This window comes from Microcystis flos-aquae FACHB-1344 (assembly GCF_014698375.1).
Taxonomy (GTDB): Bacteria; Cyanobacteriota; Cyanobacteriia; order Cyanobacteriales; family Microcystaceae; genus Microcystis; species Microcystis aeruginosa.
Genome location: NZ_JACJSW010000233.1, coordinates 1 through 19034, shown reverse-complemented (window position 1 = coordinate 19034; position 19034 = coordinate 1). Strand labels below are relative to the sequence as shown.

At 45.3% G+C, this 19034-nt stretch carries 17 protein-coding genes and 1 pseudogene; all 18 read left to right on the top strand.

What is annotated here, in order from left to right; translation table 11 throughout:
• The first annotated feature begins 26 nt into the window (after positions 1 to 26).
• On the top strand, positions 27 to 455 hold the full coding sequence (locus H6G48_RS25000) for a phage tail protein (RefSeq protein ID WP_002770409.1): 429 nt from the start codon (positions 27 to 29) through the stop codon (positions 453 to 455).
• A gap of 26 nt (positions 456 to 481) precedes the next feature.
• Positions 482 to 844: a hypothetical protein gene (locus H6G48_RS24995; protein WP_002770407.1), complete on the top strand. Its 363-nt coding sequence runs from the start codon at positions 482 to 484 to the stop codon at positions 842 to 844.
• Positions 845 to 864: 20 nt separating this feature from the next.
• Positions 865 to 1002: pseudogene (locus H6G48_RS27305) on the top strand (DUF6760 family protein); the annotation flags it as partial.
• Positions 1003 to 1023: 21 nt separating this feature from the next.
• Entirely contained in the window at positions 1024 to 1563 is a 540-nt protein-coding gene (locus H6G48_RS24990) for a phage tail protein (protein WP_002770405.1), read from the top strand.
• A gap of 13 nt (positions 1564 to 1576) precedes the next feature.
• On the top strand, positions 1577 to 3481 hold the full coding sequence (locus H6G48_RS24985) for a hypothetical protein (RefSeq protein WP_190723760.1): 1905 nt from the start codon (positions 1577 to 1579) through the stop codon (positions 3479 to 3481).
• Entirely contained in the window at positions 3472 to 4176 is a 705-nt protein-coding gene (locus H6G48_RS24980; protein ID WP_190723759.1) for a CIS tube protein, read from the top strand. Before H6G48_RS24985 ends, H6G48_RS24980 begins: the two co-directional genes overlap by 10 nt.
• Before the next feature lie 111 nt (positions 4177 to 4287).
• Positions 4288 to 5355 carry a phage late control D family protein gene (locus H6G48_RS24975; RefSeq protein ID WP_190723758.1) on the top strand — a complete coding sequence of 356 codons (1068 nt, stop codon included), beginning with the start codon at positions 4288 to 4290 and terminating at the stop codon, positions 5353 to 5355.
• On the top strand, positions 5352 to 6005 hold the full coding sequence (locus H6G48_RS24970) for a phage baseplate assembly protein V (RefSeq protein WP_190723757.1): 654 nt from the start codon (positions 5352 to 5354) through the stop codon (positions 6003 to 6005). The genes H6G48_RS24975 and H6G48_RS24970 overlap by 4 nt, the downstream gene beginning before the upstream one ends.
• A gap of 200 nt (positions 6006 to 6205) precedes the next feature.
• A complete protein-coding gene (locus H6G48_RS24965; protein WP_242034775.1) occupies positions 6206 to 6547 on the top strand; it encodes a PAAR domain-containing protein in 342 nt (113 codons plus the stop codon).
• Positions 6548 to 6560: 13 nt separating this feature from the next.
• Positions 6561 to 6959 carry a GPW/gp25 family protein gene (locus H6G48_RS24960; RefSeq protein ID WP_002770393.1) on the top strand — a complete coding sequence of 133 codons (399 nt, stop codon included), beginning with the start codon at positions 6561 to 6563 and terminating at the stop codon, positions 6957 to 6959.
• Between the two features lie 153 nt (positions 6960 to 7112).
• Positions 7113 to 10619 carry a putative baseplate assembly protein gene (locus H6G48_RS24955; RefSeq protein WP_190723755.1) on the top strand — a complete coding sequence of 1169 codons (3507 nt, stop codon included), beginning with the start codon at positions 7113 to 7115 and terminating at the stop codon, positions 10617 to 10619.
• Positions 10620 to 10628: 9 nt separating this feature from the next.
• Positions 10629 to 11558, top strand: a complete 930-nt coding sequence (locus tag H6G48_RS24950; protein ID WP_158200512.1) for a baseplate J/gp47 family protein — start codon at positions 10629 to 10631, stop codon at positions 11556 to 11558.
• A 25-nt stretch (positions 11559 to 11583) separates the two neighbouring features.
• Complete coding sequence (locus H6G48_RS24945; protein ID WP_147069012.1) at positions 11584 to 12306, top strand: phage tail protein; 723 nt, start codon at positions 11584 to 11586, stop codon at positions 12304 to 12306.
• A gap of 38 nt (positions 12307 to 12344) precedes the next feature.
• A complete protein-coding gene (locus tag H6G48_RS24940) occupies positions 12345 to 15227 on the top strand; it encodes a hypothetical protein (RefSeq protein ID WP_190723754.1) in 2883 nt (960 codons plus the stop codon).
• Between the two features lie 9 nt (positions 15228 to 15236).
• Complete coding sequence (locus H6G48_RS24935; RefSeq protein WP_190723753.1) at positions 15237 to 15743, top strand: hypothetical protein; 507 nt, start codon at positions 15237 to 15239, stop codon at positions 15741 to 15743.
• 18 nt (positions 15744 to 15761) lie between these two features.
• Complete coding sequence (locus H6G48_RS24930) at positions 15762 to 16859, top strand: tail fiber domain-containing protein (RefSeq protein WP_190723752.1); 1098 nt, start codon at positions 15762 to 15764, stop codon at positions 16857 to 16859.
• Positions 16860 to 17156: 297 nt separating this feature from the next.
• Complete coding sequence (locus H6G48_RS24925; protein ID WP_190723751.1) at positions 17157 to 18164, top strand: hypothetical protein; 1008 nt, start codon at positions 17157 to 17159, stop codon at positions 18162 to 18164.
• A gap of 303 nt (positions 18165 to 18467) precedes the next feature.
• The coding region (locus tag H6G48_RS24920) for a hypothetical protein (RefSeq protein ID WP_190723750.1) at positions 18468 to 19034 on the top strand (567 nt) is incomplete at its 3' end.

Below are 19034 nucleotides of genomic sequence, written 5' to 3'. Positions count from 1 at the left end.
CTGGTTGTTTAACAAGGAGATTTTCTATGGCTGACAGAGTTGATCCCTATCGAGGTTTCAATTTTCGCGTTGAAATCGACGGTATTCAAGAAGCAGGCTTCCGCGAATGCAGCGGTCTAGATGCGACCACCGATCCCGTTGACTATCGGGAAGGAACCGATGCCAACCACGTCCGTAAATTGACCGGTTTGAATAAATTCGCGCCAATTACCTTAAAACGCGGCATCACCGATTCCAAGACCCTCTGGGAATGGCGACAAACCGTGATCAGTGGGAAAACCACCCGCAAAAATGTCTCGATTGTCCTATTCAACGAAGCGCAGGAAGAAAAATTGCGCTGGAATTTGCGGGAAGCCTGGCCTTCTAAATGGACAGGACCAAGTTTTAATGCCACCAGCAATGAAGTAGCGATTGAAACCCTAGAAATTGTCCACGAAGAAATGGTTAAAGCTTAATCCCAGGCTAAACTGATCACTCAATCATGCTCCAGACTGAATTTCCCTTTACCTTACCCCTGGGGTATATAGATGGGGAAGGCAACCTGCATCGGGAAGGTGTGATGCGCCTAGCCACTGCCTTCGATGAAATTGCCCCCCTCAAAGATCCCCGTGTCCGTAGCAACCAAGCTTATCTGCTGATCGTCCTGCTGTCGCGGGTCATCGCTAAGCTTGGCAGCCTGGAGTATATCAACCCGAAGGTGATTGAAGGACTGTATGCGGCAGATTTGGCTTACTTACAAGACCTCTACTGCCGCATTAATCAAAATGGTCACAACCGGGTTCATACCCAATGCCCTTACTGCGAAAAAGAGTTTGACGTGGAACTCACTAGCTTGGGGGAGTAAGGCGCTACCCCCTCGAACGGCTTTATGAGGAGGTAGCCTACATCGCCTACCACTTTCACTGGCAGCCGGAACACATTCTGGGATTGGAACACCCAGAACGCCAGCAGTGGGTAGCAGAAATCGCCAAGATTAACCAGCGTTTTAACGAACAAACTTGAGCAAACAGGAGGAAATAACCGATGCCATCCTTGGGCTTAAACGCCGCTTTCAGTTTGGCGACCAATCTTTTGGGAATTCGCAGCGATCCCTATCAGGTCTTCAATTTTTTGGTCGAGATTGAAGGAATTTTGGCAGGAGGGTTCTCTGAATGTAGCGGTTTGCAGGTAGAAACTACTATTGAAGAGTACCAGGAAGGCGGTGTCAATGACTACATACATCGCTTTGCCGGGCGCAGCAAATCCCCAGCCTTGATTCTCAAGCACGGACTTACCCCGATTGATGGACTATGGAGTTGGCATCAAGATGTAGTCCAAGGCAAGATTGAACGCCAAAACGGCACAATTTATTTGCTGAACAAGCAGCGCATCCCGGTCATTTGGTGGAACTTTAAAGAAGCTTTTCCTTATAAGTGGACTGGCCCAGAATTGCGAGCAGATTCAGGCAACGTCGCCTTTGAAAGTGTCGAATTATTTCACCGAGGACTCAGCCGTCCTAGCGTGAGTAGTTTGGTAGGAGGAATCGCCGCTGAACTAAGTGCATCTGTCAATATTGGTTTCTAAAAAGGTGTATAAGATGGTCGATTCTCCTGATGAAAAATCTGTTCTGGTAGAGCGTCTCCTTCGCCTCCAGAGTGAACCTGTTGGGGTGATTAACCTAAAACAATTCCAGACTCAATTAGCACGAGTTCCAAGCTGGATGGTTCAGCGTTCCCGTTTCCTAGAAAGGTGGCAATCTCGTTATGCTTTTGGTGAGAGTGAACCAGGTAGCGGTACGGAATTAATGTTGGCTACACCAGTGCAGCCAATTACAACCGAACCGAACCTCACTAGCCAATTGTCTTCAGCAATGTTATCTGAACGGATATATCAGGAGAAGATTGCGCCACCAAGAGAAAAGATTTCTGATTCCCAAGCCGGTCAAACTTTTCGCCTCAGTCGCAAAGCTGTTCCCTTAGCACCAGATTCTAATTCTTTAAGTAAACAAGTAAATTCCTCTGAGAAGATAGATGCTCCAGCAAACACTTCTGAAAAAAATAGCCCATCCTTGAGGACAATTGTTGAAAGTGTAACGGTGTCAAATCCTGACTCCAAGCCAGCGGTTACCTTAGCTCAACCACAGAGAACAGTTGCGCCAAAAGAGGAAGAAACAAAAGTTACTTTAGTTGAATTAAAACAGATTCAAGTCAGCAATTTAAGCACACCAAATCCTTTGTTGTTACGCCAAAATTTGCAGCAGCCAGACGAAACATCTGAAGAAAAGAAGATAGATTCCCTAACCGCTACTTCGGGAGAATCTCCTTTACCTTTGAGAACAATTACTGAAAGGATAAATACTTCCACTTCTAACTCAGAATCAGCAGAAATATCTCTCAAACCAGAGACAAAAGTTACGGCTATTGAACAAGGACAGTCTTTAGTTAGTGACGAAGCAATAACCAATCCTTTGTTGTTACGCCAAAATTTGCAGCAGCCAGACGAAACATCTGAAGAAAAGAAGATAGATTCCCTAACCGCTACTTCGGGAGAATCTCCTTTACCTTTGAGAACAATTACTGAAAGGATAAATACTTCCACTTCTAACTCAGAATCAGCAGAAATATCTCTCAAACCAGAGACAAAAGTTACGGCTATTGAACAAGGACAGTCTTTAGTTAGTGACGAAGCAATAACCAATCCTTTGTTGTTACGCCAAAATTTGCAGCAGCCAGACGAAACATCTGAAGAAAAGAAGATAGATTCCCTAACCGCTACTTCGGGAGAATCTCCTTTACCTTTGAGAACAATTACTGAAAGGATAAATAATCCCACTTCTAACTCAGAATCAGCAGCTACTTTAGACCAATCAGAGGCAATAGTTGCGTCAACAGAAGGAGAAACAAAAGTTACCTCAGTGGAATTAGGACAACCTCAAGTAAGCAATTTAAGCACAGCAACCCCCTTGTTGCTGCGGCAAAGCTTACAATCGCTAGATAAAGAATCTAACCGACTAACAACAGGTTCAGGTACAATACACAGAGAGGCGATCGGAGGACAAAAACAGTCAGGAAATCAAGCAAATAGAGATATTGCCGCCGTTAACTCCGAATTAGCCACAACTTCGATCGCCGTCGTCCCAGAAATTCCCTCTAGAGAGGTTCCAGGAAACCTCTCAATCCCGACCAATCTGGTTTGGCGTAAAACTACCAGTGAACCAGCGAGGACAGTTTTCTCCGCCGCCAACAACGGCTATACTGACTCCTCTTTGCCGTCAGTCAGTATCCCAGTCAATCCTAATCGTCCCAATATCCTGCGCCAGATGTCAAATACGGCTTCCGAGATGGAAGCTATGCCATCAAATCCTGCTATACCAGCGATCGCTCAGACAGCAAACCAGACTCCGGTAGTCAATGTGGCAGACATTGCCGAACAAGTCAGCCGTCTGCTGTTTCGCCAGTTAACCGTTGAACGTGAACGTCGGGGGATAAGCCAATGGTACTAGAAACGCCTACCAAATTAAAGATTAAACCTCTACCACCGTCTAAGCTGCCAGAAATTACGGTGCAATTCAATCCGACTGCTTATTCAATTACCAAACCAGTCACCTGGAGTCCGCAATCATCTACTGGTACCTCAGCATCAACAGCAAGTACAACTCAATCTGCCACTCAGATAAACTTGAATGCACCAGTTTTGCAGTTTGGGGGAGGAGGAAGTCGTACCCTTGTTTTAGAACTGTTTTTTGACGTGACCGAACCCGTTGAGGGTAAGCCAGTAGATGACGTGCGCCAACTCACCAATAAAATTGTCAAGCTGACGCGCATTGAACGGGATACCAATCAACCGCCAATTTGCACAGTGTCTTGGGGAAACCCCCTTGATCCTCCTGAGTTTCCCTTTATTGGAGTGGTGACTAACTTGGTGCAAAACTTCACCCTCTTCAAAAGTGATGGCAAACCCCTACGCGCTAGGCTGACAGTGACTTTTACTGAATGGATTGATCGAAAAAAAGACCTCATACAAACCGATCCAGAACAAACGACACGCCTAGTCAAGCGAGGAGACACTTTGAGCAGCCTAGCGGCGGAAGTATATGGAGATCCCAATCTCTGGCGCATTATCGCCCAAGCAAATAATCTAGACGATCCGCGCCATTTAAAAGTGAGCAATCCTCTAATTATTCCGAAACTACGTTGATGAATTATGAATTATGAATTGGGAATTGGGCAGGTGACAGAGTTATATGGCGACGAACAGGGAACAGGGAAAAAACTCATCTAAAATCTAAAATCAGGAGAATTATCGATAATGCCGACAACGAGTACGCCAAATTTGCTGTTACCGAGTTTTGCTCTGAAAATTGGCGGTTCACCACTGCCAATTGAGACAGAAATTCAGGTTATTAGCATCACCGTTGAGGATGACCTGACTCTACCCAGTATGTTCACAGTGGAACTGACTGGACTTGAAACTCAGAATAGTCAGATTTCCTTACTCGATGACGCTCTTTTTGCTCTTGGTACCGAAGTAGAGGTTAAACTAGGTTATGGGAGCCAACTGGCCACCTTAATTAAGGGAGAAATCACCGGATTAGAACCAGAATTTGCGATTAATCGCCTGCCTAGCTTTATCGTGCGCGGTTATGATCGCCGCCACCGACTACAAAGAGGACGCAAGACTCGTACTTTCCTCCAGAAAAAAGACAGCGACATCGCCGCTCAAATTGCCAGTGAAGGAGGACTTACTGCCAAAGCCGAAGATAGCCAAGTCACCCATGACTATATTATGCAGGCTAACCAGACCGATCTGGAATTCTTGCAAGCACGAGCGCGGCAGCTCCAGTATGAGGTAGTAGTAGAGGACAAAACCCTCTTGTTCCGTCCGGTAGGGAATGCCAGTAGCGCCGTCTTAACCCTGACTCTGGAAGATGAACTGCTGGAATTTTATCCCCGCCTCTCCTCTCTCGGACAGGTGAACCAGGTGTCAGTGCGCGGCTGGAGTGCCAAGGACAAGCAAAAAGTTCTTGGACAGGCTAAGGCAGGGGATGAAGTCTCGACGATGGGGGGACAGTCGAGTGGTGCCAAGCTTAGTGAGAGTGCCTTCGGTGAGGGGATAGGAGGCATTAGCGATCGCCCCGTTGCCAGTCAAGCTGAAGCTGATCAATTTGCTAAAGCTCAATTTAATCGGGAGGTACTGGGATTGATTACTGGTGAAGGCATTTGTCGGGGTAATACCCAAGTGCGGGCCGGTAAAGTCATTGAGATCGATGGGATTGGTCAGCGATTTAGTGGACTGTATTACGTTACGGCAGCCAGCCATCGCTACGGGACTCGCGGTTACTTCACCTATTTTACAGTTCGGAGGAATGCCATATGAATCTCTTTGAGGTGACAGTAGATACGGAAACTAGGGAAGCGATCGCCGGTCGTATTTTCGGAGTGGTCGTAGGCATAGTTACCAACAACAAAGACCCGGATAACCTAGGTCGGGTCAAGTTGAAATTTCCCTGGCTTAGTGATAAAGATGAAGATGAAAGCAACTGGGCGAGAATTGCTGCCCCAATGGCCGGGAAAGAACGAGGGATCTACTTTCTTCCAGAAGTAGATGATGAAGTTCTAGTTAGTTTCGAGCAGGGAAACCCACGTTTTCCTTACGTTTTGGGGGTTCTTTGGAATGGTAAAGATGCACCTCCGGCTAATAATAGCGACGGAAAAAATAACCTGCGGCTGATCAAATCTCGCAGCGGTCACGCCATTCGTCTCAATGATGAAGATGGCAAAGAAACTATTGAAATTATCGATAAAACTGGCAATAACAGCCTAATTTTCGATACATCTAATAACACAATTACGATTACCGCTGACAAAGATATTACCCTTTCTGCCACTAAAGGCACAATCAAACTAGACGCACAAAAAATCGAAATCAAGTCTTCCACCGACAGTAAAATTGAAGCTGGAGCCGGCATGGATATCAAAGCCAGCGCCCCCATGAACCTCAAAGGCGCAACTATCAACCTCAATTAGTTGTGAATCCCCAATCAAATCAGGATTTTCGGGATTTGAGGATTTTCAGGATGATTAATACCAAATCTAATCAGAATTTTCAGGATACTCAATCCAAAATCCAAAATCTAAAATCTAAAATCTAAAATCCAAAATCCATTATGGGACAACCCGCAGCTAAACAAGGCGACCAAATTATTGCTACCGACACCCACATTGTCATGGTGCCAGCACCCCCGGGACCGCCAGTTCCGACTCCTCTTCCCCACCCCTTTATTGGCATCATCAACGGCAACCTCAGTGCAGATGTCAAGATTATGGGGATGGCAGCCGCCACCGTGGACAGTACGGCAGACAACACTCCGCCCCATATCCCTACCCCTCCTGGTACGGCCTTCCAGAACCCTCCCGCCAACAAAGCTACTATTAAAATCGGTAGCCCAACCGTCAAGATCAACGGTAAGATGGCAGCGCGTAACGGCGATATGGCGCAGACGTGCAACGATCCAGCCGATTTGCCCGTAGGACAGGTTATTGCTGTCGGTACTGTCTTAATTGGTTAAGGGGAGGATGGAGATGGAGAAATCTTTTTTAGGTGTTGGCGTAGGATTCCCCATTCAGGTCGATTCGGGGGCACTCAAATGGGCAAAGTACGAAGAAAGCGTCCGTCAGTCCATCTGGATCATTCTGGGAACGGCTAAGGGCGAGCGCGTGATGCGCCCTGATTTCGGCTGCGGGATTTACGACCTCGTTTTTGAAATGAATACAGCAGCCACCGCTGGCAAAATTTCCCAACAAGTGCGAGAAGCTTTGCTCTTGTTCGAGCCTCGCATTGATGTACTAGACGTTCAAGTGATTCCCCAATCCGACAGCGACGGAGAAAAACTGCTCATCAGTATTGAATATCAGGTGCGAGCAAGTAATAACGTTTTTAATCTCGTCTATCCGTTTTATTTAGAAAGGAGTGCCGGGTGATGAATTTTAGATTTTAGATTTTAGATTTTATATTGATCATCCTAAAATTCTCAAATTCTGAAAATCCTAAAATCCTGAGAATCCTGTTTGATTTTAGATTGATCATCGGCTAATCTTCTAATTCCCAATTCATAATTCATAATTCATAATTCAATGGTTAAATCAGCCCCGAAAATTGACAAGCGCACAGCAACTGAGATTACCCAGCAGTTGCAGGAATTACTGCTTGAATATGCACCCACTTGGCAGGAATTTGAAGTAGATCCGGTAACGGGCAAGCGCCTGCCGAAAAAGGGGAGCATCAGTGCGGCCCTGATTGGCACCTTCGCTCGCTTTGCCGAAATTATCATTGAGCGCTTGAACCAAGTCCCTGACAAGAATTTCCTCGCCTTCCTGGATTTGTTGGGTGCCTCCCGCCTCCCACCTCAAGCCGCTCGCACTCCCCTGACCTTTTCTTTGGCGGCTGGCTCTACAGTGGATGTAGTGGTTCCAGTGGGAACTCAGGTAGCCGCTCCCCCAGCGGAAGGGGAAAAAGCCCCAGTCATCTTTGAAACAGAAGCGGAATTAGTAGTTACCGCCGCTCAACTCACCTCCGTATTTGTGCGGGAGCCGCAGCAGGATACCTGGAGCGATCGCACTGGGTGGCTGACGACCAAAACTGCAACTGCGGGTTTTGTCTTTCATGGCGATGCGGGAGTCGAACACAGCCTGTACTTAGCTTGCGATGACCTGTTCACCCTACCAGTTGCCAAAACCGCCACCTTAACAATTCAATCTGAGGAGGCTCAGAGGTTAGCAGGACTCCCCTTGACTTGGTCTTATTGGGATGGTCAAGATTGGCGGCAAATCAGTCAATTAGTCAGTAATACCTCAGAAAATAACCCAAGTTGGCAAGTATCAATTCCTAACTTTCCCGTTCCCGTTAAACAAATCATCAATGGCGTAGAAGCGTCCTGGCTGAAAGTTGCGCTTAATCAGTCTTTAATCCCTGGTTCTCCTCCCTTACCGAAAATTCAAGGGATTACAGCGAGCGTGAGCGTTACTCAGTCTAATTTACTACCCGATCTCGGTTTTATTAATTCTTCACCCCTCGACCTAACTAAAGACTTCTCTCCCTTTGGCGAAACCCCCCGCCTCAGTGACACACTCTACCTAGCTAGTCAGGAAGTCTTTTCCAAAGCCGGAGCTAGGGTAACAGTCAACATCGCCCTCAATGAAACTGTCTCCGCTAACACCGAAAACGAAGTTGAATTAGCCTGGGAAGCTTGGGATGGCAAGGCTTGGCAGCCATTATTGGTAACTTTTAGTAGCCCAGCAACTGCCAAATTCACCCAAAGCGGGTCAATCACTTTTACTTTGCCCAATCAGATAGGATTAGGTGAAGTTAATGGCAAGACTAATTATTGGATTCGCGTGCGGATTGTTCGGGGAAACTATGGCACGGGTCCTTCCTCTCAACCACCTACCTTTACTACCCTCAGACAAGAAATTAGGGAAAACACCGAGCAAATTATCGTCAACAGTAGCCGGGGGTTTATGCCGGGCGATCGCATCCAAATTGCCACGGGAACTAACACTCAGGAGGTCCGAACTATCGGGGTTGTTAATACCTCAAATAATAGCCTGACCTTGACAGAAGCCCTACAATCGCCTCATCCAGTGGGGACAGGAGTATGGTTAATTTCTAACACCCTTTCTCCCCCTTTGCTCAAATCCCTAACCCTAAGTTATACATATAATGCTACTCAGTCCCTTTCTGCTTGTCAAACCTACAATAACTTTACCTACATTCAACAGAAAGAACAACCATTTATTCCTTTTGAATCCCTCACAGAATCTCATCCTTCGTTATATCTAGGATTTACCCTCCCGCAAAATCGCTCCAATTTCCCCAATCGTCCTCTGAGTCTTTTTGTCTGCTTAGCAGACTTGAAATATGGGGAAAAATTTATCCCTCTTTCTCCTCCCTACAGTCGTCAAGCTGGGACAACTGGAATAGTTACCCATCACCTGTGGGTAACGAATGATACGGATAAATCAGTCACTTGGCGAGTGGAAATTTGGGGCAATAATTGGGAGACGACAATCTCAGAGGAAGGGACTTCAATTACTCTTGCTCCTGGGGAAATAAAATCCTTAAAAGTGCAGATTACTATTCCCGAAGATCTCAATCAGGAAAACCGAGATATTGCTTTCCTACGCCTGAGCCGTCCTGATACTTTTGCTACTATTTATACTGCTACTTTAGAAACCTTTGTGGCAGACCAACTACCACCAAGGTCGCCAGTCCGGTTATCTTGGCAATATTGGAATGGACAAGCTTGGTCAAAACTTACGGTCGAGGATGGCAGCGAAAATTTCACCCTTTCAGGATTAATTAAATTCTTAGTTCCGGCTGACTGTCAAACTAAAGCCGAGTTTGACTTATCGGAACGTTACTGGTTACGGGTACAGTGGGAAACAGGAGACTATCTCATTGAACCTAGAATCATCAACCTTGCCCTCAATACAACTTTTGCCAGCCAAACGATCACGATTGTCAAGGAAATTTTAGGTTCTAGTAACGGGTCAGAAAATCAAATTTTCCAAACGACTCGCTTTCCCGTCCTGCAAAACCCACAATTGGAGGTCAGAGAACCAGAAAAACCTTCAGAACTAGAGCTAGAGAGACTAAAACTGCCAGGAAATAGCAACCCGATTACCCCAATTCCCAATTCTCGAGAAGTCTGGGTACAATGGCAGCAAGTTCCTGATTTTTATGGCTCAACTTCGCGCGATCGCCACTACGTCCTCGACCAGCTTACGGGCAAAATTCAGTTTGGTAACGGACGCAACGGGCTGATTCCGCCTCTGGGAACTGGTAATCTAAGGATAGCGCGGTATCAGACAGGCGGCGGTGAAGCGGGGAATAAACCAGTCGATAGCATTGTGCAACTGAAAACCACAGTTCCCTACATCGAGAAAGTAACCAACTTACAAGCGGCGGTGGGTGGTACAGAAGCAGAGACCCTGGAATCCCTGCGCGATCGCCTCCCTGAAACTATCCGTCACCGCGATCGCGCCGTCACCCTAGAAGATTACGAAGACTTAGCCAAACTGGCTTCCCCAGAGGTAGCGCGGGCGAAATGCGTTCCCTTACGCAATCTGGTTGATGACCCACTGGATCTAAACCCTATCACACCGGGAGATGTTAGCATTATTATTGTCTCCCGTTCCACCGAGATTAAACCCTTGTCTAGTATAGGACTGCTCAACCGCGTCCAAGACTACTTGGAAACCTATGGGATTCCTACTGCCAATATCGCCGTAGTTGGACCTTTGTATCTCAGCGTGAGTGTCACCGCAGATATTGCCCTCACCTCTCTAGAAGGAGCAAGTGCAGTTGAGGGGGCGGTCAATCAAACTCTTACTCGCTTCTTACATCCCCTCACCGGTGGCTTAGATGGCAAGGGTTGGGACTTTGGTCGCAAACCGCACAATTCAGACTTCTACGCCCTGCTGGAATCTGTCTCCGGTGTGGACTATATCCGCTCTCTCAAGGTAGATCCCCCGGAAGATCTAGAAAGTTTGTCAGAGGAGGTGAAACAAGTAATGAAAACAAATCGCTTTTTAGTTTACTCCGGCAAGCATACTGTTAACCTGTTTTTTGAGAAATCCTGAGAAGTCAATATGCCGCTAGAATTACCTAACCTAGATGACCGCAGCTATGAGGATCTGGTGCAAGAGGCTCTCAGCCTGATTCCTAGCTACGCACCGGACTGGACAAATTATAATCCCTCCGATCCAGGCATAACCCTGATTGAGTTGTTTGCCTACCTCAGCGAACTGTTGATTTATCGGCTCAACCGGGTGACAGATACCAATCAATACGCTTTCTTGAAACTGCTGAATGGGCGAGATTGGCAGCCTTCACCGCAGAAAACCCTGAATGAAGAAATTCGAGAAACTGTGCTTAAGCTGCGGCAGTCAGAACGTGCCGTCACCTGCAAGGACTTTGAAAACCTAGCTTTAGCAGCAGACTCAAAGATAGCCCGTACTCGCTGCCTTCCCCGACGCAATCTAGTCTCAGAAAACCCGTTAAAGCCAGAAAAAAGACCCGGACATATCAGTGTGGTGATTGTTCCCTATGCCCCACCAGAAACTTTAAAACCCCAGCCGACAGAAGAACTAATTCAGAAAGTAACTAAATACCTCGAACCTCGACGGCTGTTAACTACAAGAGTACACGTAGTTGCACCGCGATATGTTGAGGTGGGAGTGCGGCTGACTCTACATCTTAACCGTGATGTCCGGGAAGCAGATATTCGTCCCAAAGCGATCACTATCTTGCAAAAGTTCCTCCATCCCCTGACAGGAGGTACAGACGGCAAAGGCTGGCCTTTTGGTCGAAATGTTTATGTTTCAGAAATTTACGAGTTACTTGACAAATTGGAGGGAATAGATTTTGTAACTGCTACCAACAAACAAGAAGAACTAACAGTAAGTGACCCTGACCGTTTGTTGCGAGACAATGGTAAACTGATAGCGATCAAAATTCAGCCAGAAGAAATTGTTGTTCCAGGTACTATCGCTCTGAAATTTGAGTCTCCCGTAAAGTAATCAAGAAATCGGAAGTTGGATTCTCATGCCTAGCACTCCTACCAGAACCCCCAGCAGCCTGCTCGAGTACCTCCCCGCCATTTACCAGGCAGACCCATTCCTCGGTCAATTTCTCTTGGCCTTTGAAAAGATACTTTTGGGAATTAAAGATGAAGTTCCCTTCCCTGAAATCGAGAATAACCGCAACTTCCCCCCCAATGGCTTAGAAGAAATTATTGCCGGAGTGGCGACTTATTTTGATCCCCAACAAACCCCTGATGAATTTCTCTCTTGGCTGGCGAGTTGGACGGCCCTTAGCCTGCGAGCAGATGTCAACCCCATTATCCAGCGACAGTTCATTGCCAATATTATTAAACACTATCAATTACGGGGGACAAAGACAAACTTAGAAGAACTGTTGCGGATTTTTGTTCTGGGTAAACCTAGCGTTATTGAAACCGCAGAGGCAGAATTTCAGATTGGGGTACATTCCACCATCGGGAAAGATACTTATTTGGGTGGTGGTCCGCCGCACTTTTTTACTGTCACTATCGCTTTAGCAGAAGAATTAAAGAGCAAACCCCAAGAGTTAGCACGACAGTTGGAAATTGCTAATGCACTGATTCAACTAGAAAAACCGGCACATACAGATTACAAACTTATACCGATTTATCCCGGAACTATCCAAATCGGCAATAAAGATTCCAGTGTTTTAGGAATCAACACTATCCTCGGAACCATGCCCACACAACCAACCACAAGTCCTTAAAATTTAGCAAATATCAGGAAATATGGAGATTAGAGATTATGGCAGAGATTAAGCGCCCAAATTATTTCACTTCCGAATTTTTGGTAGAAAAAGATTTCATCGACGAACAGACATATCACCGTGATATGCGCTATCGCCACAATCAATTACTTCATAGCTGGGGAGTAGTTGATGGATTAATTGTCAGCAAAACTGGTGACAAACAAGTTACCATCAGCCCCGGTATAGCAATTAATAAAGAGGGTAAAGAAATTATCCTACCCTCTGACCCACCACCGCAACCCCTCAACCTCACTGGGACTGGTGATATATATGTGACGATTGAGTATCAGGATGTCAAAGATGAGGCTGATAAAGATACCACCAGTGGTGTGACTGATCAATACAGGCGCATTACTGAACGCCCATTAGTCAAAAGCACGACATCACCACCAAGCAATGACGGTACGCTGATTCTGTTAGCAAAGGTAACACTTGCTAATGATAAGATCGAAGGAAATCCTGACAATTCCGTGCGGACATTCGCCAGTGCCAAAATTGCCTCCGGTAAGGTGACAATTGACCAACTCGCGGATAATTCGGTTAATGCTGCCAAAATTATTGATGGTTCAGTCGGCACCAATGAACTAGCTAACGGAGCAGTTAACGTTAACAAATTAGCAGATAATTCAGTTAATGCTGCCAAAATCATTGATGGTTCAGTCGGCATGAATGAACTGGCTAACGGAGCAGTTACCGTTGACAAATTAGCGGATAATTCGGTTAATGCTGCCAAAATTATTGATGGTTCAGTCGGCATGAATGAACTAGCTAATGGAGCAGTTACCGTTGACAAATTAGCAGATAATTCAGTTAATGCTGCCAAAATCATTGATGGTTCAGTCGGCATGAATGAACTGGCTAATGGAGCAGTTACCGTTGACAAATTAGCAGATAATTCGGTTAATGCTGCCAAAATTATTGATGGTTCAGTCGGCATGAATGAACTGGCTAATGGAGCAGTTACCGTTGACAAATTAGCAGATAATTCGGTTAATGCTGCCAAAATTATTGATGGTTCAGTCGGCATGAATGAACTGGCTAACGGAGCAGTTAACGTTGACAAATTAGCGGACAATTCGGTTAATGCTGCCAAAATCATTGATGGTTCAGTCAGCACTAATGAACTGGCTAACGGAGCAGTTACCGTTGACAAATTAGCGGATAATTCAGTTAATGCTGCCAAAATCATTGATGGTTCAGTCGGCACCAATGAACTAGCTAACGGAGCAGTTACCGTTAACAAATTAGCGGATAATTCGGTTAATGCTGCCAAAATCATTGATGGTTCAGTCGGCACCAATGAACTGGCTAATGGAGCAGTTACCGTTGACAAATTAGCAGATAATTCAGTTAATGCTGCCAAAATCATTGATGGTTCAGTCGGCACCAATGAACTGGCTAATGGAGCAGTTACCGTTGACAAATTAGCAGATAATTCAGTTAATGCTGCCAAAATCATTGATGGTTCAGTTGGCACCAATGAACTGGCTAACGGAGCAGTTAATGCTTACAAATTGTCTCCCTTGCAAGTTCAGGGAGAAGGCTTTCAACGATGCCTCTATACCAATTCTTCCGCTTCTTCCAATGATTTATCTATCGCCCCTCTCGCTTACGGGATTCAGAACAGTGCCAACGCATCGACTGCCGCGGTAGGCACTACTTCTAATTTCTCTTATGCCCAAAGTTTTGGGATCTCTAACGATGCTAATGCTTCTACTACTGCTTCGGAATACTCGAACGTTTATAGTTACGGAATCTCTAGCTCTGCTAATGCTTCTAGCACTGCTTCCGGTTCTCAGATAGATAATAACTATTACAATACCTACACCCAAAGTTACGGAGTAAGTGCCTCTGCCAATGCTTCTACCACTGGTAAACTCTCATATGCTTATAGTTACGGAGTGCAGGGCAACGCTTCTGCTAATAGTAAACTCTCAAATGCCATTAGTTTCGGAGTGCAGGGCAGCGCTTCTGCTACTTCTACAGAGCAATATGCCATGAGTTACGGAGTTTATGGCAGCGCTTATGCCAGCCAGGAAAAAGCGCAAACTTACGGAGTTCGTGGTGTTGCCAATGCGGGGCAATCATATGCAAATTCGCCAGTTTACGGAGTCTATGCCCAGGGCTCTTTTTATGGTTCTACCCCTACTCAGATCCAGTCCCCAATATACGGGGTCTATGCCAGGAGTGATGTTTATAATGCTACTCAGGTAAACTCTCCAATATTCGGGGTCTATGGCAGCGTAACTGTTACTGCTACTGAGTTCAGAGCTCCAGTTTACGGGGTCTATGGGTATGCCTATGCTTCTCAGTCCAAAGCTCCAGCCTACGGGGTTTATGCCGCTGCTGATAATAGTGGTGTTCCCTTATACGTTGCCGGGAAAGCGATTATTACAGGGGGCGTGTCATCCGGACACATCACAGATCGGTTTATTAATCGCAGCGGACAGCGCTTGCGAACAGGGGATGTGGTGAAACTCAAAGGGACACCTATCGCCCGCTTTCAGGGGGAAAACAACAACGTTCCCATTCCCGAAGTCACCCTCGCCGATCAGGAAAATGACAACAAAGTCATCGGCATTGTCGATAGCGAAGCCATCCCTGGTCCCGAGGTTCCTGACACCCGCATCGGAGCCGACGATCCCACGTTTATCGAAGATGGGGGCGATTTGTATGTGGTGATTTTAGGTGCTTATGCTCACTGTAAGGTGGATGCTACAGAAGCCCCGATTGAAGTGGGTGACTTACTCACCTCCTCTAACAATCCTGGCCACGCCAAGAAGGCCACCGATCCTAAACTTGGCAGCATTATTGGCAAAGCCTTAGAACCTCTGGAACAAGGAACAGGTTATATTGCTGTATTTGTGAATATTCAATAGGAGGGAATTATGCCTGTAGCATTCTTTCAAGTTCCGTTATCTGTACAGCCTAAAAGTGGCGGCACAGCGGAAATTCTTGTGCCTGAAGTCTTGCGCGATCTTAACTATGGCTTTGTTATTGTTAAGGAGGGAGCAGAAGAGGGGATTGTTCGCGTTGACGTATCCGAAACTGATTTAAAGAAAATCACAGGAGAGGCAAATTGTACAAGGCTTGATTTAGCATCTATGAAAGCTCTGTACGAGAGTTATCCCAAACCCAAGCTGAAGCAGCAGTATCAAACAAAAGCACCCACCCCGCAACCTTTGCCAGCAACAGCAGCCATCCCTCGACCTCCCCAAGTAGCAGGGGAAGCAATGGAACCCCCACCCTCTCAACCTCCTCAAGCAGAAGTTGGGGGCAATATTCCAGGACAACAATTCGAGACAGATGATCAAGGCAATCCTGTTCTGATTACCTTGCAGACAGTTCGCTCAGGATTTTATCTGATTGATGTACCAATTGTCGAAAAAACCTAAGACGACAGGAGCAAAATTATGACTTTTCCAATTGATGGCGATCTCTATGTTACTGGAAAGACTGGACTTGGTATTGAGCAACCCCAAGAAAGATTAGAGGTTAATGGCAATATCAAAGCTACCTCATTTCTGGGAGATGGTTCAAACTTAACAGGAGTTGTAAAAAACCTCGACCTGGCAGTTAAAAAAGCCGGGGATACGATGACGGGGGCGCTGACAATTCAAAATAGTTTGACTGTTACTGGCACAATCTCAGGCAAGATTGATGCGGTAAATATTACTTCGGGAACGTTAAGTGTTGACCGGATTCCTAATTTATCGGCTGAGAAAATTACTTCAGGTACGTTAAGTATTAACCGGATTCCCAGCTTAGTAGCAACAAGAGGGGAAAATACCTTTACGGGAAAGCAAAGTATCAACGGCAATTTATCAGTACAAGGAGAGATTAACTGGGGGAATAGTAGTAGATTGCAATCCGATCAAGGAGGTAGTATTGAGCTTGGTGGAGATTCCTCTACACCAGGTCGTGGCACACCCTACATCGACTTCCATTTTGCCGGACTGACACAAGATTTCAATACCCGAATTATCAATGATGCCAATGGCAGACTTTCCCTAGTTGCTCAAGAGATTTGCCTATCTAGCGATGGCGGCGGTACACCAGTTGGCGCGATGAGTATAGATGTAGGAACTTTTGGGACTATGGAAAATGCTGGCAATAGTTATTTTTTTCGAGTCAGAGATATTGGCGGTGGACCGAGTACCCCCTTTTATATTCGAGGTGATGGTCAAGTTTTTGGCCAGTTCGCCCAAAGTTCTTCCAAAGAACTAAAAGAAAATATTGGTCTGCTTTCCCTCCAGGAAGCCGCTCAAACTTTAGCAGGACTCAATCCCGTTAAGTTCAATTACAAAACCGATAGTGACCAACATCAAAATATCGGATTTATCGCTGAAGATGTACCGAAATTGTTGGCAACCTCTGACCGAAAAGGAGTGAGTATTATGGATATCGTTGGCGTATTAACTAAAGTCTTGCAAGAGCAACAAAAGACAATCTTAGAATTGGCAGAAAAAGTCAAATCTTTAGAAGCAAAAATCCCTAATTGTGATTTGTAATGAGCAGTGGTTAGACAAACTGCTAGAAAAAGCAGAGTGTAGGGTGCGTTAGTCGGCTATCAATTTGGTCAAAAAACCAAAATTAATAATTCGCCGTAACGCACCACTTCTGTAATCAGTGCGATCGCTGATCTTGTAGGGTGCGTTACTTCGTTAACGCACCACCAACCTGAAATACCACTCTTTTTCCCAAGAACGTTTTGTTCGGGAAGCATTCAAAAGCACCCACCCCACTCAGAATTTTATCTGATTGATGTACTAATTGTAGAAAAAACCTAAGACGACAGGAGCAAAATTATGACTTTTCCAATTGATGGCGATCTCTATGTTACTGGAAAGACTGGACTTGGTATTGAGCAACCCCAAGAAAGATTAGAGGTTAATGGCAATGTCAAAGCTACCTCATTTCAAGGAGATGGTTCAAACTTAACGGGAGTTGTAAAAAACCTCGACCTGGCAGTGAAAAAAGCCGGGGATACGATGACGGGGGCGCTGACAATTCAAAATAATCTCACTGTTACTGGCAACGTCGGCATTGCCACTACCGCCGCTCCTAGCGAAAGATTGGAAGTTAATGGCAATGTCAAAGCTACCTCATTTCTCGGAGATGGTTCAAACTTAACAGGAGTTGTAAAAAACCTCGACCTGGCAGTGAAAAAAGCCGGGGATACGATGACGGGGGCGCTGACAATTCAAAATGGTTTGAATGTAACAGGAGCTTCGACTCTTAATGGAGGTTTAACAGTAACGGGAATCTGTAGCCCTTCTACTTGGATTGCTAGTAATTTTGGCGTTCAGCAGGGTAATCGGGTTGTTTTAGGAACCTATAAAGACAAAGCAACCATCGGCGCTCACAATAACACTCTAAGCGCGTGGTCTGATCTCATTCTCCAAACAGATGGAGGGAATGTAGGAATTGGTACATCAACTCCCAATGCTAAGTTAACAGTTGATGACCCAAGCGGTAACACTGTTTGGAACACGGCAGCGTTTCGTAAGGCGGCTTTGGGACCGAACTGGAGTCATATTCACTGGGGTACTACTGGCGATTGGTATATCCGCTCGGCTGCCAATGCTGGTAAGGTTCTTATTCAAGATTTAGGTGGCAATGTCGGCATCGGAACTGATAATCCACAACAAAAACTGCATATTGATGGAGGACATTTGACAATTACCAATAACGGTAATACTTTTACAATAAGCGTAGAAGGAAACCGAGTAGTTTTTTACTTATCGAATGCGTATCACGGTACTAATAAACGGATATCTTGGGATGGGGACAACAATTGGGATCAGGTATCATGACCATGAAGGACTACAAGAACTTAAATCTGAAGAGGAATCTGGACAGAAAATTTTTCCTGATTTAGCTCAATAGACATCTCCAGAAAAGATTTTTAATCGGAACTCGTAGTAAGGGCTTCAGCCCTTATTTCGACAATTATTGGAGAGGTCTAATGATTAGGATTGTGTAGAACCTGGCTCAATACCTTGTATGACTCATATCAGATACGGATGATTGACCACAATAAAAAAACTCTGTTTCCTCTGTGTCTGGAGTGGTGTTTATCAGAATTTTATTTGAACAATAAAAGGCGGTGAGTGTCAATGGTTTATAGCAATTTCAAGTTAGATGAATTAGTAAAACTTTTTGATTTAACCATTCGGGAAAACTCTGAATTATTCGCCTCCATCCCAGAAGTAGAGGGTAGTGAATATTTAATGACAACTCTCCAAGAAACAGTGGATTTAGCAGTAGCTATCAACACCGAAAAAGCTCGTTCAGAAATGATTATTGCTCCTGTCTTATTAGAGTTGCGAAGAAAATTAAAACACCAAATTAGTCTATTTTCTGGAGTTGACTTTACTGTCGATTTCAGCCAAGGCTTGAACGGTATTTGCGACTTTATTATCAGTAAAAATCCAGAACAGTTATTTATTCGTCAGCCGATTATCACAATTGTTGAGGCGAAAAATGAAAACTTAAACTCAGGATTTGGTCAGTGTATTGCTGAAGCAATCGCCGCTCAAATCTTCAACCAACAGGAAGGTAATGAAATTTCTGTCATTTACGGAGTCGTGACCATTGGAACTATCTGGAGATTTTTAAAACTTGTAGGTAAAACCGTTGAGATTGATTTGAGTGAGTATTATATTAAAGACATCAACAAAATT

Coding starts and splice junctions, on each gene's coding strand:
- H6G48_RS24990 (WP_002770405.1), top strand. CDS start 1,024: ATGCCATCCTTGGGCTTAAACGCCGCTTTCAGTTTGGCGACCAATCTT.
- H6G48_RS24935 (WP_190723753.1), top strand. CDS start 15,237: ATGCCTGTAGCATTCTTTCAAGTTCCGTTATCTGTACAGCCTAAAAGT.
- H6G48_RS24950 (WP_158200512.1), top strand. CDS start 10,629: ATGCCGCTAGAATTACCTAACCTAGATGACCGCAGCTATGAGGATCTG.
- H6G48_RS24930 (WP_190723752.1), top strand. CDS start 15,762: ATGACTTTTCCAATTGATGGCGATCTCTATGTTACTGGAAAGACTGGA.
- H6G48_RS24940 (WP_190723754.1), top strand. CDS start 12,345: ATGGCAGAGATTAAGCGCCCAAATTATTTCACTTCCGAATTTTTGGTA.
- H6G48_RS25000 (WP_002770409.1), top strand. CDS start 27: ATGGCTGACAGAGTTGATCCCTATCGAGGTTTCAATTTTCGCGTTGAA.
- H6G48_RS24945 (WP_147069012.1), top strand. CDS start 11,584: ATGCCTAGCACTCCTACCAGAACCCCCAGCAGCCTGCTCGAGTACCTC.
- H6G48_RS24975 (WP_190723758.1), top strand. CDS start 4,288: ATGCCGACAACGAGTACGCCAAATTTGCTGTTACCGAGTTTTGCTCTG.
- H6G48_RS24965 (WP_242034775.1), top strand. CDS start 6,206: ATGGTGCCAGCACCCCCGGGACCGCCAGTTCCGACTCCTCTTCCCCAC.
- H6G48_RS24985 (WP_190723760.1), top strand. CDS start 1,577: ATGGTCGATTCTCCTGATGAAAAATCTGTTCTGGTAGAGCGTCTCCTT.
- H6G48_RS24980 (WP_190723759.1), top strand. CDS start 3,472: ATGGTACTAGAAACGCCTACCAAATTAAAGATTAAACCTCTACCACCG.
- H6G48_RS24925 (WP_190723751.1), top strand. CDS start 17,157: ATGACTTTTCCAATTGATGGCGATCTCTATGTTACTGGAAAGACTGGA.
- H6G48_RS24970 (WP_190723757.1), top strand. CDS start 5,352: ATGAATCTCTTTGAGGTGACAGTAGATACGGAAACTAGGGAAGCGATC.
- H6G48_RS24955 (WP_190723755.1), top strand. CDS start 7,113: ATGGTTAAATCAGCCCCGAAAATTGACAAGCGCACAGCAACTGAGATT.
- H6G48_RS24995 (WP_002770407.1), top strand. CDS start 482: ATGCTCCAGACTGAATTTCCCTTTACCTTACCCCTGGGGTATATAGAT.
- H6G48_RS24960 (WP_002770393.1), top strand. CDS start 6,561: ATGGAGAAATCTTTTTTAGGTGTTGGCGTAGGATTCCCCATTCAGGTC.